This is a genomic window from Pandoraea norimbergensis (assembly GCF_001465545.3).
GTDB lineage: Bacteria > Pseudomonadota > Gammaproteobacteria > Burkholderiales > Burkholderiaceae > Pandoraea > Pandoraea norimbergensis.
The window spans coordinates 1,339,950-1,358,165 of the sequence record NZ_CP013480.3 but is presented as its reverse complement, the minus strand read 5'-3'; the positions used below and the strand labels follow the sequence as shown (position 1 = coordinate 1,358,165).

Annotated in this window: 21 protein-coding genes; 9 read left to right on the top strand and 12 right to left on the bottom strand. The window is 63.0% G+C overall.

From position 1 onward, the window contains the following. Window positions 1-6: 6 nt before the first annotated feature. The 5 genes from AT302_RS06165 to AT302_RS06145 form a co-directional block, all read right to left on the bottom strand. Window positions 7-753, bottom strand: coding sequence for an IclR family transcriptional regulator (locus AT302_RS06165; protein ID WP_058377680.1), 747 nt, complete (start codon window positions 751-753; stop codon window positions 7-9). A gap of 243 nt (window positions 754-996) precedes the next feature. Continuing rightward, window positions 997-2,559 (bottom strand): class I adenylate-forming enzyme family protein, encoded by a 1,563-nt coding sequence (locus AT302_RS06160; protein ID WP_058377679.1) that lies wholly within the window; start codon window positions 2,557-2,559, stop codon window positions 997-999. An 83-nt stretch (window positions 2,560-2,642) separates the two neighbouring features. Beyond that, the gene (locus AT302_RS06155; RefSeq protein WP_058377678.1) at window positions 2,643-3,887 is read right to left on the bottom strand and encodes an acyl-CoA dehydrogenase family protein; all 1,245 of its coding nucleotides are present in this window, start codon (window positions 3,885-3,887) and stop codon (window positions 2,643-2,645) included. 9 nt (window positions 3,888-3,896) lie between these two features. Then, window positions 3,897-4,712, bottom strand: coding sequence for an alpha/beta fold hydrolase (locus AT302_RS06150; protein WP_058377677.1), 816 nt, complete (start codon window positions 4,710-4,712; stop codon window positions 3,897-3,899). Next, entirely contained in the window at window positions 4,709-5,755 is a 1,047-nt protein-coding gene (locus tag AT302_RS06145) for a M29 family metallopeptidase (protein WP_058377676.1), read from the bottom strand. Before AT302_RS06145 ends, AT302_RS06150 begins: the two co-directional genes overlap by 4 nt. Before the next feature lie 160 nt (window positions 5,756-5,915). Between AT302_RS06145 and AT302_RS06140 the strand changes: the two genes are divergently transcribed. Further along, window positions 5,916-6,434, top strand: a complete 519-nt coding sequence (locus AT302_RS06140; RefSeq protein WP_058377675.1) for a flavin reductase family protein — start codon at window positions 5,916-5,918, stop codon at window positions 6,432-6,434. Between the two features lie 8 nt (window positions 6,435-6,442). Beyond that, window positions 6,443-6,880: a MarR family winged helix-turn-helix transcriptional regulator gene (locus AT302_RS06135; protein ID WP_058377674.1), complete on the top strand. Its 438-nt coding sequence runs from the start codon at window positions 6,443-6,445 to the stop codon at window positions 6,878-6,880. A 20-nt stretch (window positions 6,881-6,900) separates the two neighbouring features. On the opposite strand, the gene AT302_RS06130 is transcribed toward AT302_RS06135, so the two are convergent. Further along, window positions 6,901-7,095: a hypothetical protein gene (locus AT302_RS06130; RefSeq protein ID WP_157125703.1), complete on the bottom strand. Its 195-nt coding sequence runs from the start codon at window positions 7,093-7,095 to the stop codon at window positions 6,901-6,903. A 48-nt stretch (window positions 7,096-7,143) separates the two neighbouring features. Between AT302_RS06130 and kynB the strand changes: the two genes are divergently transcribed. The 3 genes from kynB (at window position 7,144) to kynA (ending at window position 10,246) form a co-directional block, all read left to right on the top strand. Beyond that, complete coding sequence (kynB, locus tag AT302_RS06125) at window positions 7,144-7,803, top strand: arylformamidase (RefSeq protein WP_058377672.1); 660 nt, start codon at window positions 7,144-7,146, stop codon at window positions 7,801-7,803. A gap of 187 nt (window positions 7,804-7,990) precedes the next feature. Then, a complete protein-coding gene (kynU, locus tag AT302_RS06120; protein ID WP_058377671.1) occupies window positions 7,991-9,244 on the top strand; it encodes a kynureninase in 1,254 nt (417 codons plus the stop codon). A gap of 15 nt (window positions 9,245-9,259) precedes the next feature. Next, window positions 9,260-10,246 (top strand): tryptophan 2,3-dioxygenase, encoded by a 987-nt coding sequence (gene kynA / locus AT302_RS06115; RefSeq protein ID WP_058377670.1) that lies wholly within the window; start codon window positions 9,260-9,262, stop codon window positions 10,244-10,246. A gap of 228 nt (window positions 10,247-10,474) precedes the next feature. Here the strand turns inward: kynA and AT302_RS06110 are convergent, their stop codons facing one another. Then, window positions 10,475-11,323 (bottom strand): IclR family transcriptional regulator, encoded by an 849-nt coding sequence (locus AT302_RS06110; protein WP_237172083.1) that lies wholly within the window; start codon window positions 11,321-11,323, stop codon window positions 10,475-10,477. A 203-nt stretch (window positions 11,324-11,526) separates the two neighbouring features. Between AT302_RS06110 and AT302_RS06105 the strand changes: the two genes are divergently transcribed. Continuing rightward, window positions 11,527-12,720 carry an acyl-CoA dehydrogenase gene (locus tag AT302_RS06105; RefSeq protein WP_058377669.1) on the top strand — a complete coding sequence of 398 codons (1,194 nt, stop codon included), beginning with the start codon at window positions 11,527-11,529 and terminating at the stop codon, window positions 12,718-12,720. A gap of 314 nt (window positions 12,721-13,034) precedes the next feature. On the opposite strand, the gene AT302_RS06100 is transcribed toward AT302_RS06105, so the two are convergent. Then, window positions 13,035-13,673, bottom strand: coding sequence for a peroxiredoxin (locus AT302_RS06100; RefSeq protein WP_058377668.1), 639 nt, complete (start codon window positions 13,671-13,673; stop codon window positions 13,035-13,037). Between the two features lie 252 nt (window positions 13,674-13,925). Here AT302_RS06100 and AT302_RS06095 point away from each other — a divergent pair, with 252 nt between their 5' ends. From AT302_RS06095 to AT302_RS06085, 3 genes are all read left to right on the top strand, one after another. Continuing rightward, window positions 13,926-14,201 (top strand): DUF883 family protein, encoded by a 276-nt coding sequence (locus AT302_RS06095; protein WP_087691578.1) that lies wholly within the window; start codon window positions 13,926-13,928, stop codon window positions 14,199-14,201. A gap of 163 nt (window positions 14,202-14,364) precedes the next feature. Then, window positions 14,365-14,748, top strand: a complete 384-nt coding sequence (locus AT302_RS06090) for a phage holin family protein (protein ID WP_058377667.1) — start codon at window positions 14,365-14,367, stop codon at window positions 14,746-14,748. A gap of 13 nt (window positions 14,749-14,761) precedes the next feature. Then, on the top strand, window positions 14,762-15,310 hold the full coding sequence (locus AT302_RS06085) for a DUF3318 domain-containing protein (protein ID WP_058377666.1): 549 nt from the start codon (window positions 14,762-14,764) through the stop codon (window positions 15,308-15,310). Window positions 15,311-15,427: 117 nt separating this feature from the next. On the opposite strand, the gene AT302_RS06080 is transcribed toward AT302_RS06085, so the two are convergent. Genes AT302_RS06080 through AT302_RS27500 form a run of 4 tightly spaced genes read right to left on the bottom strand, consistent with a single transcriptional unit; the run spans window position 15,428 to window position 18,034 of the window. After that, entirely contained in the window at window positions 15,428-15,955 is a 528-nt protein-coding gene (locus AT302_RS06080) for a GspH/FimT family pseudopilin (RefSeq protein WP_058377665.1), read from the bottom strand. Further along, the gene (locus AT302_RS06075) at window positions 15,952-16,683 is read right to left on the bottom strand and encodes a hypothetical protein (RefSeq protein WP_157125701.1); all 732 of its coding nucleotides are present in this window, start codon (window positions 16,681-16,683) and stop codon (window positions 15,952-15,954) included. The genes AT302_RS06080 and AT302_RS06075 overlap by 4 nt, the downstream gene beginning before the upstream one ends. Beyond that, window positions 16,662-17,633 carry a PilW family protein gene (locus AT302_RS06070; RefSeq protein WP_084656042.1) on the bottom strand — a complete coding sequence of 324 codons (972 nt, stop codon included), beginning with the start codon at window positions 17,631-17,633 and terminating at the stop codon, window positions 16,662-16,664. The genes AT302_RS06075 and AT302_RS06070 overlap by 22 nt, the downstream gene beginning before the upstream one ends. Next, entirely contained in the window at window positions 17,630-18,034 is a 405-nt protein-coding gene (locus AT302_RS27500) for a hypothetical protein (protein WP_157125700.1), read from the bottom strand. The genes AT302_RS06070 and AT302_RS27500 overlap by 4 nt, the downstream gene beginning before the upstream one ends. Window positions 18,035-18,216: the final 182 nt, after the last annotated feature.

The window sequence follows — 18,216 nt, the reverse complement described above, 5'->3', positions numbered from 1 at the left end:
AACCGGTTAAAAATATTGCAATCGGTTCGAAATACGCTCGGCTGCCGCCACGGTCAGGCGGATCAGCTCTTCGTGGCGCTGAGCCACGCGCACGGCCGGCGCCATCAGCGTGATGGTGCCCTCCAGGCGTTCTTTGGCGGCAAACACCGGGGCCGACACGCCCCAGACGCCGAAATCCACTTCGCTCTCGGACACCGCATAACGCTGCTTGCGAATCTCTTCGACCTGCGCAATCAGACGCTCCTGTGCGACCGGCTGGCCAGCCAACTGACGGCCGATCAGGGTTTCGCGGGTCGCTTGCGGCAGGAAGGAGAGCAAGGCCTTGGCCGAGGCGCCGTGCACCAGCGGATGGGCGCGGCCCTTCGCGAACGAGCAACGCAGCGATTGCTCGCTCTCGTGCATGTCGAGGCAGACCACCTGACCGTTGGCGGCGACCAGCAGGCCGACGGTCTCGCCGGTGCGCTGCACAAGGGCGTCGATTTCTTCACGCGCCTGCGTGACAAGATGCGAGTTGTGGTCGAAACCCCACGCCAGTTGCACGCCGACCGGACCCGGTTCATACAACGCCTCATGGGCGTGTTCCTGCACCAGCCCCCATTTCTTCAGGGGTACGAGGTGGCGGTAAACCGTGGAGAGCGGCAGGCTCGTCTGCGCGGCGATCTCGCGTGCCGCGATCGGGCGTCCGTGACGCGCTACGGTCACGAGGACCTGTAAAACGCGTTCGGAGACCGAGTGAGCTTCGGTGGTGTCCATCGTCCTAAAACCAGAAAAAAGCAAAAAAATCGGCGGGGTTGAACGCCGATGACGACATGGGCGTATCTTGCGAGGAAATTCCCAAAGTAAAAAATCAAATTCCCACGGGATGGTAACAAAATGGGAATTTACTCATAGGGATTTTCCCTTATGCATTGCGTAAGCGACACAAGCAAAAACGCCAAACCCCTTGATTCACAAGGGGTTTGGCGTTTTACAGAGTAATTTGAAGAAGTCCTCTGATTATCGACTGACAGTTGGGATTTGCCCGTCCTCCGGTTTCGATAGCCACGCAGTGAGAATCGGTTTTTGCACTTTCCCAAGCGCACTTTTCGGCAATGTGTCGAGTATCACCACCCGGCGAGGCAACTTGAAGCGTGCGATGCGTGTGCCGAGGTAATCGAGCACGGCCTGCGGCGTCACTTCGGCCGACGAACCCGCCGCCGGTGCAGCGACGATGGCGGCGACCGGCACCTCTCCCCAACGCTCGTCGGCCACGCCCACCACAGCCGCTTCGAGTACGCCCGGGCAATCCACCAGTGCGTTTTCGATTTCCGCCGGATAGATGTTCTCGCCGCCCGAGATGATCATGTCCTTGCTGCGCCCGACCACTTCGAAGCAGCCGTCCTCGCGTAAGCGCGCCAGGTCTCCCGAGCGGAACCAGCCCTCGACGAACGACGCATGTTGCGGGGCACGCCAGTATTCGCGCATCACGTTCGGGGCGCGGATGAGAATTTCGCCGACCTCGCCCGGCGCGACCTCGTTGCCCGTGGTATCGGCCAATCGCACTTCCACCGCCGGACACGCACGGCCCACGGCTCCCGGATGGTCCTTCGCTTCGCCGAAGCGCAGTGCAATCGACACCGGACCGGTCTCGGTCGCGCCATACACCTGCCCCAGCGGAATGCCGCGCGTGTGAAACGCGTCGATCGCCGATAGCGGCACCACGGACGAGCCGGCCATGACACCGCGCAGCGACGACAGATCGGTCGTCAGCCACGCCGGATGCAGTTGCACCGCGCGCATGGTGGCGGGGACCATCAACGAGAGTGTGGGTCGCTGCGACGCCACATCGGAAAGCCATGCCGCCGGATCGAAGCGCGGGTGCAACGTGACACTCGCCCCGCGCAGCAACGCCGGCAACGTCTGAATGCAAAGTCCCCCGACGTGAAACATCGGCAGCGTCGACAACACGTGATCGTCGGCGCGCATGTCGTGCGCCCACCAACTGGCTTCGGCGTTGGCGAGCAGGCCCGCCTGCGTATGCAAAGCGCCTTTCGGCTCGCCGGTTGTGCCCGACGTGTAAGCCAGCAGCACAGGTGCATCCGGCGCGACGTCGGGATACACCACCGGCTTGATCGAAGGCACGGCGATCAAGCCTTCGATCGGCGCAATGGCCGGTGGCGGCAGATCGGTGATGGCCTCTTGTTCGAGCGCGTCGCGAATCTCGCGCGCCGCGTTGCGATGCTCGGCGTCGAACCACAGCACGCGCACGCCCGCGTGACGCACGATGGCAGCAAGTTCCGGCACTGCGAGCCGGAAGTTCAGCGGCAGAAAGATCGCACCGGCGCGCGCACACGCAAACAGCAGCGCGATCTGCAATTCGTCGTTGAGACCGAGGCACGCAATGCGATCTCCCGGGGCGATACGCCATGTCTCGCGCAGATGTCCGCCCACACGCTCGATGCGTCGCCACAGGGCGGCGTAGTCGGTTTCTTCAGCCTGCTGTCCCACACCGCAACGCAGCGCCAGCCGCTCGGGCGTGGCGCGCGCGTGACGGGCAAGCGCTTCTACAAAAGGCGTCAACTTGTCCTCCGTGACAAGAGGTGTTTCAGCTTGCACAGTGCCGCTTTTTGGTGCGACTTATTGGTGCAACTTGTTCGTGCGGCTTATTCGTCGCGTTCGCCCGGTTCGTAAAGCGCTTCACGCCCGATGCGATCGAGGCAGAGTTCGGCCGTCCACGGCAGCATCAGCGCGCCGCAACGCGAGTCGCGATACATCCGTTCGAGCGGCAGCGTCTTGAGCATCGACTGCCCGCCGCACGTGCGAATCGCCAGACGGCACATCTCGTTAGCGTTCTCCATGATCGTGTATTGCGCAGCGTAGGCACGCAGGCGCGCTTCCTTGCCCGGGTCGGCGCGGCCGTCCTGCAACGCGCGCAGGAAAAGCGCGCGCGTCTGCTCCAGCATGATGTGCATCTGCGCCACCGCGATCTGCTTGGTCGGATACATCCGGCGCTTGATCGGTGCACCCATGCCCTCGGCTTCGCCGCGCAGGTATTTCACGGTGAAATCATAGGCCGCCTGCGCGATGCCCATGTAAGTGGGCGCGAGCGTCATGAACATGTGCGGCCAGCGGCTCGCCGCCTGATAGTAGACACCGCGCGGCATCAGTTGCAGCTCGTCCGCCACGAACACGTCTTTGAACAACAGCGTGCGCGAGACTGTGCCGCGCATGCCCAGCGGGTCCCAGTCACCGGTGACCGTCACGCCCGGCGCGTCGCCCGGCACGGCGATGTACATCGTGTCCTTCATCGACAACTCGGGCTTGTCTTCGGTACAAAGCACACCGTAATAGTTGGCAGCGCCCGAGAGCGACGCGAAGATCTTGCGCCCGTTGATCATCCAGCCGCCATCGACCTTGGTGGCCGTGGTGCCGAACGGGGCCTTGCCTGCGGCGGCCGCGCTGCCTTCGGAGAACGGTTGTGCGTAGACCGCACCGTCTTTCGTCACGCGCGCGAAATGATGCTCGCGATAGCGGGCGTGTTCGACGCGCTGTTCCTCGGTCATGTCGAGATCGTCGGCCAGAATGCCGGTCCACATCATCGAGCACGTATGCATGTTGAACGTGAGCGCGGTGGCACCGCAGTGACGGCCGAGTTCTGCCGACACCATCATGTACGTGGCGAAGTCTGCCCCCAGCCCGCCGTGCGCTTCGGGAATGCAGAGCTTGAGCAGCCCGGCGGCGCGCATGTCGTCGTAGTTCTCGAACGGGAACGTGGCTTCACGGTCCCAGCGGGCGGCGCGCGGCGCGAGCGACTCGCGTCCCACCTGCTCGGCGAGCGCCAGCAGACGACGTTGCTTGTCGGTGAGCGGATAGTGTTCGCCGACGATCGAAGGGGGCTGATAGGCCACGGTTGTCTCCTAGAGTGTTGCGAGGAAAGCGCGCACTTCGGCGTCGAACGGCGCCGCATGCGTCAGATTCATCAGATGGCCCGCGCCGGGCAGGCAAACGTAGCGTGCATTGGCAATCGATTCCGCCATGCGCGCCATCACCTTCGGCGGGGCATTCGTGTCGTGTTCGCCGGCAATGAGCAGTACCGGCACGGTGAGACGCGCGAGCGCCGAACGTTGCTCAAAACCGACGAGCGCCTGCAACGCCGCGCGATACGCGTCGGGCGTGAGTGCGCCCATGGCGTCCACGGCAATGGCGTGGGCGCTTGCACGTGTCGCGTCGTCAGGCTCGCCCAGCATGCCGGGCACGATGGCTTCGGCCATCTGGCGCAGTGTTTTGCCCGCATCGAGCGGCGCGGTGCGCTGACGCACGAACTCACGCTGAAAGTCACCGTCCGGTTTGCCGAACGCGGGCGATGTGCCACAGAGCACCAGCGCCGCCACGTCGTGCGTGAACGGTTCGCCGCGCGCCATCAATTCCTGCGCCACCATGCCGCCCATGCTGTGCCCGACGAGCACGAAGCGCGAGGCACCTGACGCTGTCAACGTATCGAGCAAGGCGCGCAGGCTGTCGGCCAGCGCCGCCATCGTGGCGGTTGCGGGCATCGGGCTCTCGCCGTAGCCGGGCATGTCCCAAGCAACGACGCGATGCCCGTCGCGGGTAAAGGTGTCGAATTGCGACGGCCAGACGTTGCGATTGCCGCCAATGCCGTGCAGCAGCACCAGCGTCAGAGGGCCATCGCCCGCTGATCCGAAGGCGGGCGTCGGTGTGCTGGCGGCCGTCATGCGAACTCGCCTTGCAGCAGCCCGTCGCGTACGACGACGTCGCCGTCGAGCGCAATGGTGCAGCGGCGCAACGGCAGGTCAAAGTGACCCAGCGTATGACGCCCTGCCACCTCATTCGCGCCGGTCGAATAGAGGAAGTTACCGGCGAAAGCGCGTTGCTCGGTGCCGTTGCAGTCGCGCTTGTCGTAACAGGCGAGCGCATCCCAGCGGGCGCGTTGGTTCAAACCGAAACCGACATGCGACACCGCATAGGCGTCACGGTCGCCCCACGCGGCGAAGTACTCGCGCATGAGATCGACGTCGACGCCTTCGCCCTCGATCTCGACGACGTAATCGTCCTCGACCGTGAGCGCAATGCGGTCGCGCAAGTACTGTTTGAACGTGAGATTGATGTCGCCAGGTGCCAGCACGAGTTGGCCGTTGACGCTGTGCGCGGCGGGGAATGCCAGCGCGAGACCACCCGGCCAGTGCGCGACCTGCCCCGGTTTGGCACACCAGCCCCAGACGCCGCCGACGCGTGCGTCACGCAAACTGATGCGCAAATCGGTACCGGCGTTCGAGGTGACGTGCATTTCTGCTGCACTGCGCAAACGCTTGATCGCGGCGCGCACTTTCGGCTCAAGGGCCGGGTCGGTGGCGCAGCGTTCCAGAATTTCGGGGTGTTCGTTCGAGACCATCAGCACGCGCGCGCCGCCACCCAGAATCTCGGGCAGTTCGGGGGCGTGCAGCAGCCCTTCCACAGTGCAGTCGACGACCAGCGCTGCCCCCTTGAGGGCCGCCACGACAGGGGCAAGCTGCCCCAGTGCATCGCTGGCGCCGGTGGAGCGCACAGGCACCGGCGCACTCACGCGCGGGCTCGGTACGACCAGTCGGAAAGGCCTCGCGCCGAGCGCCTGCGCGGCGAGTTCGGCTAATTCCACATTGACAGGCCGGGATTGCGTTTCAGCTACAATCGCCACCACATCACCGGGTTGTATGTCGCAGCGCCGCAAGGTCTCGGCAAATACGTCGATCCACTTATGCTCGATTCGCTCGATCAGCATATCGTCTCCTGAGCGTCTGACCTCCCGCTTGCCAGGGGCCCATGCTCCGTGGCACATCGTCGGCCGTCACGCGTCTTGTCGATCTGTTGTTCGTGCCATAGTATATGAATATTCATACAAATCAACCCGATCAAATTTGCCCGACGGGAGTGCAGGGACAGTGAACGCCAAACGCGCCACGGCGCCAGATTTCGACAACGCCGCCTTTCGCCAGGCACTCGGGCAATTTGCCACGGGCGTCACGGTCATTACCACGCGCGCCGACGACGGCTCGCTCATCGGTATTACGGCAAGCTCCTTCAATTCGGTGTCGCTGACGCCGCCGCTCATTCTGTGGAGCCTCGCCACGCGCGCGGGCAGCATGCCGGTGTTTCGCGAGAACTCGCACTACGCCGTGAATGTACTGGCGGCCGATCAACTCGACATCTGCCAGCGCTTTGCCACGATGAAGGGCGATCGCTTCGCGGGTGTGCCGTACACGCTCTCGGCGTCGGGCACGCCGGTGCTCGACGGGGCGCTCGCGTGGTTCGAGTGCCATAACCGCAGCCGCTACGACGAAGGCGATCATGTCATCTTCGTGGGTGAAGTGGAGCGTTGCGGGGTACACGCCGATGTGGCCAATCGCATGCCGCTCGTCTTCCACGCCGGTGGCTTCCACAAGCCGCAGTCGCTCGGGTAGTGCGGGTCATGGGAGCCGGCGTGCCGTTTGTCGACGACTATCTGGCGTATCTGCTCGCCCGCGCGAGTGCGCTCGTCTCCGATGAGTTTCATCGTGAAGTCGCGGCGGCTGGCTTGGGGGTATCGGAGTGGCGCGTATTGGCCACGCTCTCCGACGGGCAGGCGCGCACCATCAACCAACTGGCAGATATCGTGCTCGCCAAACAGCCGACGGTGACCAAGGTCATCGACCGGCTAGAGGCGACCGGCGACGTGGTGCGCGGCGAAAGCCCGACCGACCGTCGCCAGTCGCTCGTCTCGCTGACCGACGCAGGTCGCGCGCGCGTTGCGCCGCTGCTGGTCAGTGCGCGCCGCCATGAAGCCGGTGTGCTCGCACGCTTCGGCGCCGAGCAGTCGTCGCAACTCAAGGACACGCTGCGCCGGCTCATCGACGAAATGGCACGCTGACGCTTCCGTCTGCGCCTCGCTCAAGCCACAACATTCTTCTGCTTGGGTCCGTTCCGGATCTGACACAGCGCCTTCCCAAACAACCGGGCGTCATTCGTTATAAATTCGACCACATCGCGATATTGTCGAATTTTCTGCCGAATAATCCACAAAAGCGTTTGTACGGCGGCGAATTCGGTCACCGCGGCCAGCGAATACGCAAGCACTTGCAACACGAATTCTTCTAAGATGCCCTGTATCGAATCTTGTATTTGAGCAAGGCCATGACCGCACCTCACAACCACCGCACCGACACACGTCGCGTGTGGGATATCAGCCCTCCGCTCTCGGCCGACACACCGGTCTGGCCGGGCGACACGCCGTTTTCGGAAGAAGCGGTGTGGCAGATCGGCCCCGGGTGCCCCGTCAATGTCGGACGCATCACCTTGTCGCCGCACACGGGCGCGCATGCCGATGCCCCGCGTCATTACGACGAGGACGGTGCGTGCATCGGTGAAGTGGCGCTGGACACCTATTTGGGGCCGTGCCGCGTGATTCATTGCCTCGGCGCATCGCCGGTGGTCACGCCCGACATGGTTGCGGGCCAACTGGTAGACGTGCCGCCGCGCGTGCTGCTGCGGACTTACCAACAAGCGCCCGTGTCTCATTGGGACAGCGCGTTTTGCGCCGTCGCGGCCGAAACGATCGATCTGCTCGCCTCGCACGGTGTGAAGCTCGTCGGCATCGATACGCCGTCGCTCGATCCGCAGGAAAGCAAAACGATGGACGCGCACCATCGCATTCGCGCACATCGCATGGCGATTCTCGAAGGGCTCGTGCTCGATGCGATTGCCCCGGCCGATTACGAATTGATTGCGCTGCCGCTCAAGTTCATGCGACTGGATGCGAGCCCCGTACGCGCGGTCTTGCGCTCGCTTACCTGAAACACCTGACAAACACACACAGAGCCACGCGCGGTCCTTCTCAAACGGATGAAATGAAGGACTGACGCGGGCCGTACGAAGGACATCGTCGTCACGCGGCGAACCCGCCGAGCGTGGTGACGATGACCTTGCACTTCACAAACCTTTTCGATTTTTAACGCATTGTCTTTATTCATTACCTGACACCATGACGTCTTCCCGCAATGACTGTTTGGCCCTCGACGCGGCCGATCCGCTTGCCCCGCTGCGCGCGCAATTCGACCTGCCGCAGGGCGTGATCTATCTCGATGGCAACTCACTCGGTGCGCGTCCGATCGCCTCGGCCAAGCGCGCGCAAGAAGTGATTACCGGTGAATGGGGCAACGGCCTGATTCGCAGCTGGAACGATGCCAACTGGTTTGCGCTGCCGCGCACGCTGGGCGATGCCATGGCACCGATCGTCGGCGCAGGCAAGGGTGAAGTGGTGGTGACCGACACGACGTCGAGCAACCTCTTCAAGGTGATGGCTGCTGCGCTCGACGCGCAACGCACGCGCGCACCGCAACGCAAGGTGGTCGTCTCCGAGCGCAGCAACTTCCCGACCGATCTGTACATCGTGCAAGGCCTCACGCGCCTGCTCGACGACGGCTATTCGCTGCGCCTGATCGACTCGCCCGCCGAGCTGGCAGGCGCGTTGGGCGACGATGTGGCCGTGGTGCTGCTCACGCACGTGAACTACCGCACGGGCGCGATGTACGACATGGCGGCTCGCACGGCCGAGATTCACGCCGCTGGCGCACTCGCCGTGTGGGACCTGTGCCACTCGGCCGGTGCTGTGCCTGTCGACCTGAACGGCGCGAACGCCGACTATGCGGTGGGTTGCACGTACAAGTATCTGAACGGCGGCCCGGGCTCGCCCGCATTCGTGTGGGTGAACAAGCGTCATCAGGACACGTTCTGGCAACCGCTGTCGGGCTGGTGGGGTCACCGCACGCCGTTTGCCATGACACCGGAATACACGCCGGACGACGGCATCGGCCGTTACCTCTGCGGCACGCAGCCGATCGTTTCGCTCGCCCTCGTGCAATGCGGTCTGGATATCTTTGCGCAAACGTCGATGGATGCCCTGCGCCGCAAGTCGCTGGCCCTCACCGACCTGTTCATCAAACTGGTGGAAGAACGTTGCGCCGAGTTCCCGCTCACGCTGGTGACGCCGCGTAACCACGCCGACCGCGGCTCGCAGGTGAGCTTCGAGCATCCGGAAGGTTTTGCCGTGATTCAGGCCCTGATCGCCCGTGGCGTGATCGGTGACTACCGCGAGCCGCGCATCATGCGCTTCGGTATGACGCCGCTGTACACGAGCTTTGCCGACGTGTGGGACTCGGTCGAGATTCTGCGCGACGTGCTCACCACCGGTTCGTGGGACAAGCCCGAATTCCATCGCCGTGGCACGGTGACCTAAGCAGGAGCAGTACGCATGACAAAGACCTCTACCCCCGCCAGCAACGTGCATGACCTCCCGGGCAAGGCGCCACAAGCGCCTGATGCGCCGCAGGGCGGGTGCCCGTTCGGACACGGCGCATCGGCCGATACACCGGCGGCGGGCAGTGCTGCTGCGACCTCGGCGGCTGGATCGGCCGGTGACTCGCAATGGCACGACGCCAAGCTCGATTTTTCGAAGAGCATGAGCTACGGCGACTATCTGTCGCTCGATCCGATCCTCAATGCGCAACATCCACGCTCGACCGATCACAACGAGATGCTGTTCATCATTCAGCATCAGACGAGCGAGTTGTGGATGAAGCTGGCGCTCTACGAGTTGCAGGCTGCGCGCACGGCGGTACACAACGACGCGCTGCCGCCTGCGTTCAAGATGCTCGCTCGTGTGTCGCGCATTCTTGAGCAGTTGGTGCAGGCGTGGAGCGTGCTCGCGACGATGACGCCGTCGGAGTATTCGTCGATGCGTCCGTCGCTGGGTAGCTCATCAGGCTTCCAGTCGTACCAGTACCGCATTCTCGAGTTCATGCTGGGCAACAAGAACGCGGCGATGCTCAAGCCTCACGAGCATCGGCCGGACTTGTTCAAGCTAGTGGAAGCGGCACTGAACGCGCCGTCGTTCTACGACGAAGTGGTGCGATTGCTGGCGCGTCGCGGCTTTGCGATTTCACCGGAGCGGCTCGATCGCGACTGGACGTCGCCGACGCCACACGACGAGAGCGTGGAGGCGGCTTGGCTTGAGGTCTATCGAAACCCGTCACAGCACTGGGAACTGTACGAGATGGCCGAGGAACTGGTCGATCTCGAAGATGCGTTCCGTCAGTGGCGCTTCCGGCACGTGACGACCGTCGAGCGCATCATCGGCTTCAAGCAAGGGACGGGGGGCACGAACGGTGCACCTTATCTGCGCAAGATGCTCGATGTGGTGCTGTTCCCAGAGCTTTGGCACGTGCGTACGTTGCTGTGAAGTTGCCGTGAAGTTGTTGTAATGCGGCTGTGAAGTTGTTGATGCCGGTGGCGTTGCTGCCGGCATTGTTTTATCGACGGCCCGGATCGTGCTGTCTGACGTCCGGGCCGTGGCGATTTGGCGATTTGGTGATTTGGTGATTTGGTGATTTGGTGATTTGGTGATTTGGTGATGTGGCGATTTGGCGATTTGGCGATTTGGCGATTTGGTGATGTGGCGATTTGCGAATTACGCCTGCCCTGTCAGGCGCGCCGCCAGTTGCTTCAATCGCGGGCCGATTTCGTCGCGGAACATCGCGTCGGGAATCGATGACGACGGACCGCTGCAACTGATGGCCAGCCACCGGTTTTGCCGCACGTCGCGCAGCGGGACCGCCACCGCATTCACCCCCTCGTGCCACTCGCGAAACGAGTAGCAGCAGCCTTCGCGCTTGTACGACTCCAGCCCCTTCTCCACGCTCGCCTCCAGCGCAGCCCAGCCGATATTGCGCAGCGCTGCCGGGTTGGTGTCGTAGGCATCGTGCAGGTCGGCTAGCATCGTCTCGCGCTCGGTCGGCGTCATCACCGCGAGGTAGACGCGCCCCATCGAACTCGTCAGCATGGACAGGCGCGAGCCTGCCGTCAGCCCCAGCGTGAGATGCGCGGCGTCGCTGCGGATGGTTTCGAGATACATCATGTCGAGCCCCTCGCGACAGCCGAGTGAAATCGAACACCCCATTTCCTTCGCCAGCGCGCGCATGTGGGGACGTGCGAGCGTCAACATGTCGGTGCCGTTTAGGAAGGCGTAACCGAGTGCCAGCACACCGGCGTCGAGTGCATATTTGCCGAGATCGACGTCGTAACGCAGATATCCCAGTTCGGTGAGCGTGTAAGCCAGACGGCTCACGGTCGCCTTTGGCAACCCGGTGCGCGCCGCAAAGTCGCGGTTGCCGAGCAATGCGTCGTCGGGACCGAAGGCCCGCAGTAGTTCAAGACCCCGCGCGAGCGCCGTCACGAACTTGCGCTCATCATGCGACGGCGGCACACCATGCGCCGGCGCCCCGGCAAAGGCAGACAAAGACGTTTTGACCACAGCCATCGCACACTCCGCGTCAAGAAATAAAGGACGGCCGGTGCACGCACCAGCCGTTGCCCGACAAAAAACTTTAGTGTTAAACTAACTTCGATTTCAGAACATTGTTCCGCATTGCGGAACTTTCGTCAAGACGTCGATTTCCGCAAACTCGCTGAATCGACACAGGTCGCGAGACTGTTTTTCGAGGACATCGGAGGAGATAGGTCATGGCAGGCAACGCACAATTTCATTGGGAAGATCCGCTGTTGCTCGACGCACAGCTCACCAGCGACGAGCGCATGATTCGTGACGCCGCTGCGGCGTACTCGAACGACAAGCTCATGCCGCGCGTGCTCGAGGCATTCCGTCACGAACGCACCGACGCCGCGATCTTCCGCGAAATGGGTGAGATCGGCCTGCTCGGCCCGACGATTCCCGAAGAGTATGGCGGCCCCGGCCTGAGCTACGTGGCGTACGGTCTGATCGCGCGTGAAGTGGAGCGTGTCGACTCGGGTTACCGCTCGATGATGTCGGTGCAGTCGTCGCTCGTGATGGTGCCGATCTATGAGTTCGGCAGCGAAGCGCAGAAGCAGAAGTACCTGCCGAAGCTGGCCAGCGGCGAGTGGATCGGCTGCTTCGGCCTGACCGAACCGAACCATGGCTCGGACCCGGCCGGCATGATCACCCGCGCGAAGAAGGTCGCGGGCGGCTTTGAGCTGAGCGGCAGCAAGATGTGGATCACCAACTCGCCGATCGCCGACGTCTTCGTCGTGTGGGCGAAGCTCGCCGACGAGAACGGTGAAGAAAAGATTCGCGGCTTTATTCTGGAAAAGGGCTGGAAGGGTCTGTCGGCACCCGCGATCCACGGCAAGGTGGGTTTGCGCGCGTCGATCACCGGCGAAATCGTGCTGGATCAGGTGTTCGTGCCGGAAGAAAACCTGATGCCGGGTGTCTCGGGGCTGAAGGGTCCGTTCACCTGTCTGAACTCGGCGCGCTACGGTATCGCCTGGGGTGCCCTGGGTGCCGCCGAATATTGCTGGCACACGGCACGTCAATACGTGCTCGACCGTCAGCAGTTTGGCCGCCCGCTCGCTGCCAACCAATTGATTCAGAAGAAGCTCGCCGATATGCAGACCGAAATCACGCTAGGCCTGCAAGGCTGTCTGCGTCTGGGTCGCATGAAGGACGACGGCACGGCCGCGGTCGAGATCACCTCGATCATGAAGCGCAACTCGTGCGGCAAGGCCCTCGACGTGGCGCGTCTCGCCCGTGACATGCTCGGTGGCAACGGCATCTCGGACGAATTCGGCATCGCGCGTCACCTCGTGAACCTCGAAGTGGTCAACACGTACGAAGGCACCCACGATATCCACGCGCTGATTCTGGGCCGCGCCCAAACGGGTATTCAGGCGTTCTTCTGATCGTCTGCCGATCCTCTCGCAGGATCAAAAGCGCGAACCGCACGCGACGTGCATGCGGTTCGCGCTTTGCCCGGCTTGTCGGGTACGCGTCGTTCTCAGGCCGCGTGTTGCGGGCCGTCAATCCCCCGAGCAACGGCGCGTACCCGACAAGCCGTCATGCCGACTGAAAGGCAAGTGGCGGGCAAGGTATGGCGTGGACTGCATGGCCGGGCAAGAAGCCGGTGGAAGATCCCCATGCAAAACAAAAAGCCAGCTCTCTCGAGCTGGCTTTTTTGTGTCCGCCGGTGGCACCGCTACCGGTTGCGCACGGCCGATTACTTGTTCGGCTGCGGCGTCAGACGCAGGTACGGACGTACGGCCTTGTAGCCCTTCGGGAATTTTTCCTTGAGCACGGCTTCGTCCTTGAGCGACGGCACGATCACCACGTCTTCGCCATCTTTCCAGTTGCCCGGGGTGGCGACCGAGTAGTTGTCGGTCAGTTGCAGCGAGTCGATAACGCGCAGGATTTCGTCGAAGTTGCGGCCCGTGCTTGCCGGGTAGGTGATGATCAGACGCACCTTCTTCTTCGGATCGATCACGAACAGCGAGCGCACCGTCACGGTTTCGCTGGCGTTCGGATGGATCATGTCATACAGCTGCGAAACCTTGCGGTCAGCGTCAGCCAAGATCGGGAAGTTGACCGAGGTGTTCTGCGTTTCGTTGATGTCGCTGATCCAGCCCTTGTGCGACTCAGCATCGTCCACCGACAGAGCGATGGCCTTGACGTTACGCTTTTCGAACTCGCCTTTCAGTTTGGCGGTCAGACCCAGTTCGGTCGTGCACACCGGCGTGTAGTCGGCCGGGTGGGAGAACAGAACGCCCCAGCCATTGCCGAGGTATTCGTGAAACTTGATAGTGCCAACCGACGAATCCTGCTCGAAGTCGGGAGCGATGTCACCCAAACGCAAAGTCATTTACGGTCTCCTTGAGATCCTTCAACTGAGTGGGGTAAAGACTAAAGGATGCTAAGCTTTGCAAGAACGAATAAAAAATTGGTTGCAAATAAGAATTGGAAATATAGCGCCGCAACGGTTGTTGTTTTCTGGCAACGACACGTTGAAAGCGTTACGATAACCCCCATATCCAACCTTAGCCCTTTTTGCATTGACTCCCAAGGCAATCAGGTGACGACTTTGTCGCAAGTGCATACCAACAAGGAGAAGTTCATGACGGACATCAAAACCGTATTGGCTGACGCCGAAGACCTGCTCAAGCAAGCCGCGAACACGACCGGCGAACGGGCATCCGAGCTGAGCGACAAGGCCCTGGCGCTGCTCAAGCAAGCGAAGGAAAAAGCCTCCGACGTGCAAGTCGTCGTGGTGGAAAAGAGCAAGCAAGCGGCCCGCGTGACCGACGACTACGTGCACGATCATCCGTGGCAAGCCGTGGGCATCGCCGCCGGTATCGGCGTGGTGATCGGCCTGCTGCTCAACCGCAAGTAAGCGCTTGCCAGTCAGTGCCGCGTCGGCGCTTGCCGGCGCGAACGGTTCACAGCACCGCTGACTAGCTACCCGCTATTCACTATTCGCCCATTCAGTCTGAAGCGGAGCTCGCCTGACCCAGCGCCATCGCGCGAAGGTTCGGGCGGCCCGCCGAGTCCAGCCCATGACCGACAATGATCGCACGACCCCGCCGCGGCCCTCGCTGCGGCGTATCGCCGGCGCGTTGCTCGAGATCGTCCAGTCGCGCATCGAACTGATCGGCATCGAACTCACCGAGGAAAAAGAGCGCCTGATGGGTGTGGCCTTCCTTGGCCTTGCCGCGATGCTCTTTGGCGTTCTCTCGCTCGTCTCGCTGACCGCCCTGGTCATCGTGGTGTTCTGGGACACGTATCGTCTCCAGGCGATGACCGGTATTTTCATCGTGTATCTGCTGCTCGCCTTGTGGTGCGCAGTGCGCGCACGCAACATCCTGCGCGATGCCCCGATGCCGTTCGAGGCCACGCTGGCCGAGTTCGAAAAGGACCGCGACGCGCTGCGTCCGGACTGAAGGAGACCGCCCCGTGCCGCTAGAACCCAATCGCACCCGGCGCCAGCGCCCCTCGCGGCGCTCGCGTCACGACCTGCTGGCGATTCGCAAGGAACTGGTACTCACCCGTATCGCCGTCGAACGCGCCGAGTTGATTCAGGTAACGCACAACACCCGCGAACGCCTGCGCAATTTCCGCTGGATGCGCTATCTGCTGCCCGGCGGCCTATCGAAGCTCAGCGGCCTCGGTGGCCTTGGCGGGCTCGCCGGTTCAGGCCTCAAGCTCGGCGGCCTGCTTGAGCGTTACCCGCTCGTCAGCTCCGTTGCCTCCCTTGCACTGACCGGTTTGTCGCATACGCCGGTCGGGCGCGTCGTACGCCGTGGCCTCAAGTGGGGCGGCCTCGGTGTGCTGGCCTATCAAGGCTTCAAGATGTGGCAGCAATCGCAGACGCCGGGCGGTACCACCGATGGCGCCTCATCACCGGCAGCTACCACCGGGCAATCGAATGCGGCCGGGGGGGCGACTGCGACACGTACCACCAAGCCCGGCGCGAACGATGGCGGCGCACCGCCGCTCATTTAGTACGCTCGGCCGTAGCACGTTCGTCCTTAGCGCGCTCGTCCTTTCATCTCCCATGCTTTGAACCTGTCGGCCGACGCTTCGTGCGTCGGCCGATGTGTTTTCACACCATCGCCGAACTCACACGTCGCACGCCATCGCCACGCGTGGCCGCCCGTAAGCGTTGAAGGTGATGCGAATGCACCGTTCGTGGCCGCTGATCTCGATGTTTCCCGACAGCCATCCCCCCTTCTCGACACGCATGAATCCGTTTTCTTCGAATGCCACCACCGGCTGCTGGTAGAGCGACCATCTCGTCGTGATGTCCACACCCGCCGGTAGCGGGGCGTAGCGGGCGAGGTATCGCTCGCCGGCGTCGTGGCGATCGTTGAGGTTATCGTCGATGAACGTCACCCAGCCGCTGCCCCATTGCTCGCCATCGTGAGGGGCGATGGTCACCCGGCGGTGTCGCCCCAACGCTTCGGCTTTCGCCGTATTGATCGCGGCAAGCAGCGCGCGCGCCGTGATCTCGACCGCCACCCGATTGCGAACCGCCTGTATCGACGGCGCGGCCGCCATCATGGCGATCGCCAACACGGCCGTCACCACTACGCACTCCAGCAAGGTGATGCCGCGCGTACGCAGCGTACGATCGCCGACTACGATCATCGTCCCCTCCCCCAACCGCCCCAGCGGCCCCACTCTCCACGCCCTCCACGCCCTCCACGCCCTCCACGATCAATCCGGTCATTCCGCCCCTCGGGCGAAGAACGCTGCCAGACCGTCACCTCTCGCCAGTTGAGGCGACGCGACGTGAATACGGGCGCGGCCCCGCCGGAAACACCCTCCGGGACCACCACACGCCTGACCTCATAGATCGCCTGCAAGTACACGTTCGTGCCCGGCAGGTCGGCATACCCCACAGCACTGACCCGGTACCGGCGCGGCAAGGCATCCCGCTTCTCAGATTCACTCGGCACGATTGATCCGGCCGCTCGGGCACCAACGCCGATGGCGACGGCGAGTGCTTCCGGGGCATAAGCGATCCGCTCGACAAAGTACCGTCCGCGTGTCGATTCATTCGTCGCCTCGCGACTATCCCAGCGCATCGTCTGCCAGCGCCGCGTGCGATCCAGCGGCCAATCGATACGGTTCTCGGGCGCGAGGATGCCGTACGGGCCAGCGGTATCGTCTCGTGCCGAGGCAATGTCCACCGCATTTGCGTCATGTGTTAGCCAGTGCCGCGCCTCGGAAAGCGCGCCCTCTGCCGCCGCAAACGCGCGCGCCCGATCATTCGTGTATGCCGCGAAGCGCCCTGACAACTGGCGATGATGCGAGCCCGACGCCGCCAACGTCATGAGCGCCGCCAGCCACATCATGAGGAAGACGCCAACCACGCGGCCTCCTTGCCAAAGCCGCCGTCGTTGCGTCGATACGCAATGGCAGTAAACACTTGCAGGTGGAACTGACCCGCATCGGAAAGCCGCTTGTACATCCCCCCGCCAGACTTCGCGTCAAAGACCTCGACCACGCGTGCGATGCCTTTCTTCGCGCCCGCACGAGGCGCGCCACGCAGCACAAGTGAAAAAGCCACCGCCTCAACGTCTTCCCAATCGCGCATGCCAATCGGCACGAGCGGAGGCTTTCCTCGTGCACTTTTCACCGGATCAATCCAGAACATCCGTTCTCCGCCGATAACGCGACTGCCACCACCACGCACCCCCAATCGCACATACATCGCCTCGATACCCGCCACCAACACCTGTCCCGGCTTCAGCTTCGACGGCATTTTTTCCGGGTCGTTGTATCGGCAGAACAGCGACGGCGAGCCGTCCTCGCCCTTGGCGACATAGAAGATGTTGATGTGCCGGTCATTCGAGTAGAAGGTCGTTGGCGCGCGTTTCCCGCCGCAGTTCTGAATCGCTCCGTTACCGGGTTTCACACCGGCCCCGTGGTACTGCACTTCCATGAGTGCGCTCCCCTGCCAGCCCCGGCGTGGACATGTCTCAACGCTGCTCGCGCATTCGTCCGCGGCACGAAGCGAAACCCAATCACGCTTGCCTGTGAGTGGCGGCATCGCACCGCCTTCCATTGGGTCCCAGTTGCGATATCCCGCCATTTGGACGGCACGCGTGAGTTGCGTCAGCGCAAAGACGGCCCGTTGCTGTACGTCCAGCCGCGCGACTTGCACGCGCCAGAGCCTGAGGCCGGCGAGATAGATGGCGATGGCGGCCATCACCACCAACAACCCCAATGGCATCGCGAGCGTGAGTTCCAGCAGCGTAAATCCCCTCGCATGCCATGCGCGGGCGGGGCACCGGCGGCGACCCATGACGAGACGTCTCATGCCAGTTCCCCACTTTGCTGCGCATCGTCGGCAACCGCCGAAGCTTGCTGTGGCACACCGCCGACTGCCTGCCAGTGAGCAAATCCACCGGCACCGGCAAGCAGCACCGCCGACATGAACATCACTTCGAGCAACGCGGCGCCGCGCATTCGCGCGCGGTAGGCGCGGGTACGTCGCAGGCCCGCCAGCCTGCCGGGCGACGACACATTTCGCGGCTCGGCAGCCGCGGGCTTACGTGGCACCGGTAGCGCCGATGGCGCGGATAGTGCGGGTAGTGCTGCCAGCGCCGTCCGCCCGGCAGCGGGCCGGTTGACCGGCTGATCCGTAGGCCCGACGTGAGTTGCCCGTGCCGCATACGCCAATCGTTGCAGCGCGTTTTTCGACACATCTCGCGGCGTCATGACGACGACCCTGCGGCCATTCCCACGGGCCGCATCTCGCTGCGTCTTGCGGTCTGACCGGCGCTTTTGATGTCTGCGATCCTGTTGCATGCTTCGCTACCTCGTTGGCTGAATAACGCGTTCATCGTCGCTCCGCACACGTCTCACGCCAATCAGACACCACCGCAAAAACCACCGCTCGA

Bases quoted from the DNA above. Each gene is read 5' to 3' on its own strand.
- AT302_RS06165 (WP_058377680.1), bottom strand. From the start codon at position 753: ATGGACACCACCGAAGCTCACTCGGTCTCCGAACGCGTTTTACAGGTC.
- AT302_RS06150 (WP_058377677.1), bottom strand. From the start codon at position 4,712: ATGACGGCCGCCAGCACACCGACGCCCGCCTTCGGATCAGCGGGCGAT.
- AT302_RS06145 (WP_058377676.1), bottom strand. From the start codon at position 5,755: ATGCTGATCGAGCGAATCGAGCATAAGTGGATCGACGTATTTGCCGAG.
- AT302_RS06135 (WP_058377674.1), top strand. From the start codon at position 6,443: ATGGGAGCCGGCGTGCCGTTTGTCGACGACTATCTGGCGTATCTGCTC.
- kynB (WP_058377672.1), top strand. From the start codon at position 7,144: ATGACCGCACCTCACAACCACCGCACCGACACACGTCGCGTGTGGGAT.
- kynU (WP_058377671.1), top strand. From the start codon at position 7,991: ATGACGTCTTCCCGCAATGACTGTTTGGCCCTCGACGCGGCCGATCCG.
- kynA (WP_058377670.1), top strand. From the start codon at position 9,260: ATGACAAAGACCTCTACCCCCGCCAGCAACGTGCATGACCTCCCGGGC.
- AT302_RS06110 (WP_237172083.1), bottom strand. From the start codon at position 11,323: ATGGCTGTGGTCAAAACGTCTTTGTCTGCCTTTGCCGGGGCGCCGGCG.
- AT302_RS06105 (WP_058377669.1), top strand. From the start codon at position 11,527: ATGGCAGGCAACGCACAATTTCATTGGGAAGATCCGCTGTTGCTCGAC.
- AT302_RS06100 (WP_058377668.1), bottom strand. From the start codon at position 13,673: ATGACTTTGCGTTTGGGTGACATCGCTCCCGACTTCGAGCAGGATTCG.
- AT302_RS06095 (WP_087691578.1), top strand. From the start codon at position 13,926: ATGACGGACATCAAAACCGTATTGGCTGACGCCGAAGACCTGCTCAAG.
- AT302_RS06090 (WP_058377667.1), top strand. From the start codon at position 14,365: ATGACCGACAATGATCGCACGACCCCGCCGCGGCCCTCGCTGCGGCGT.
- AT302_RS06080 (WP_058377665.1), bottom strand. From the start codon at position 15,955: ATGATCGTAGTCGGCGATCGTACGCTGCGTACGCGCGGCATCACCTTG.
- AT302_RS06070 (WP_084656042.1), bottom strand. From the start codon at position 17,633: ATGAGACGTCTCGTCATGGGTCGCCGCCGGTGCCCCGCCCGCGCATGG.
- AT302_RS27500 (WP_157125700.1), bottom strand. From the start codon at position 18,034: ATGACGCCGCGAGATGTGTCGAAAAACGCGCTGCAACGATTGGCGTAT.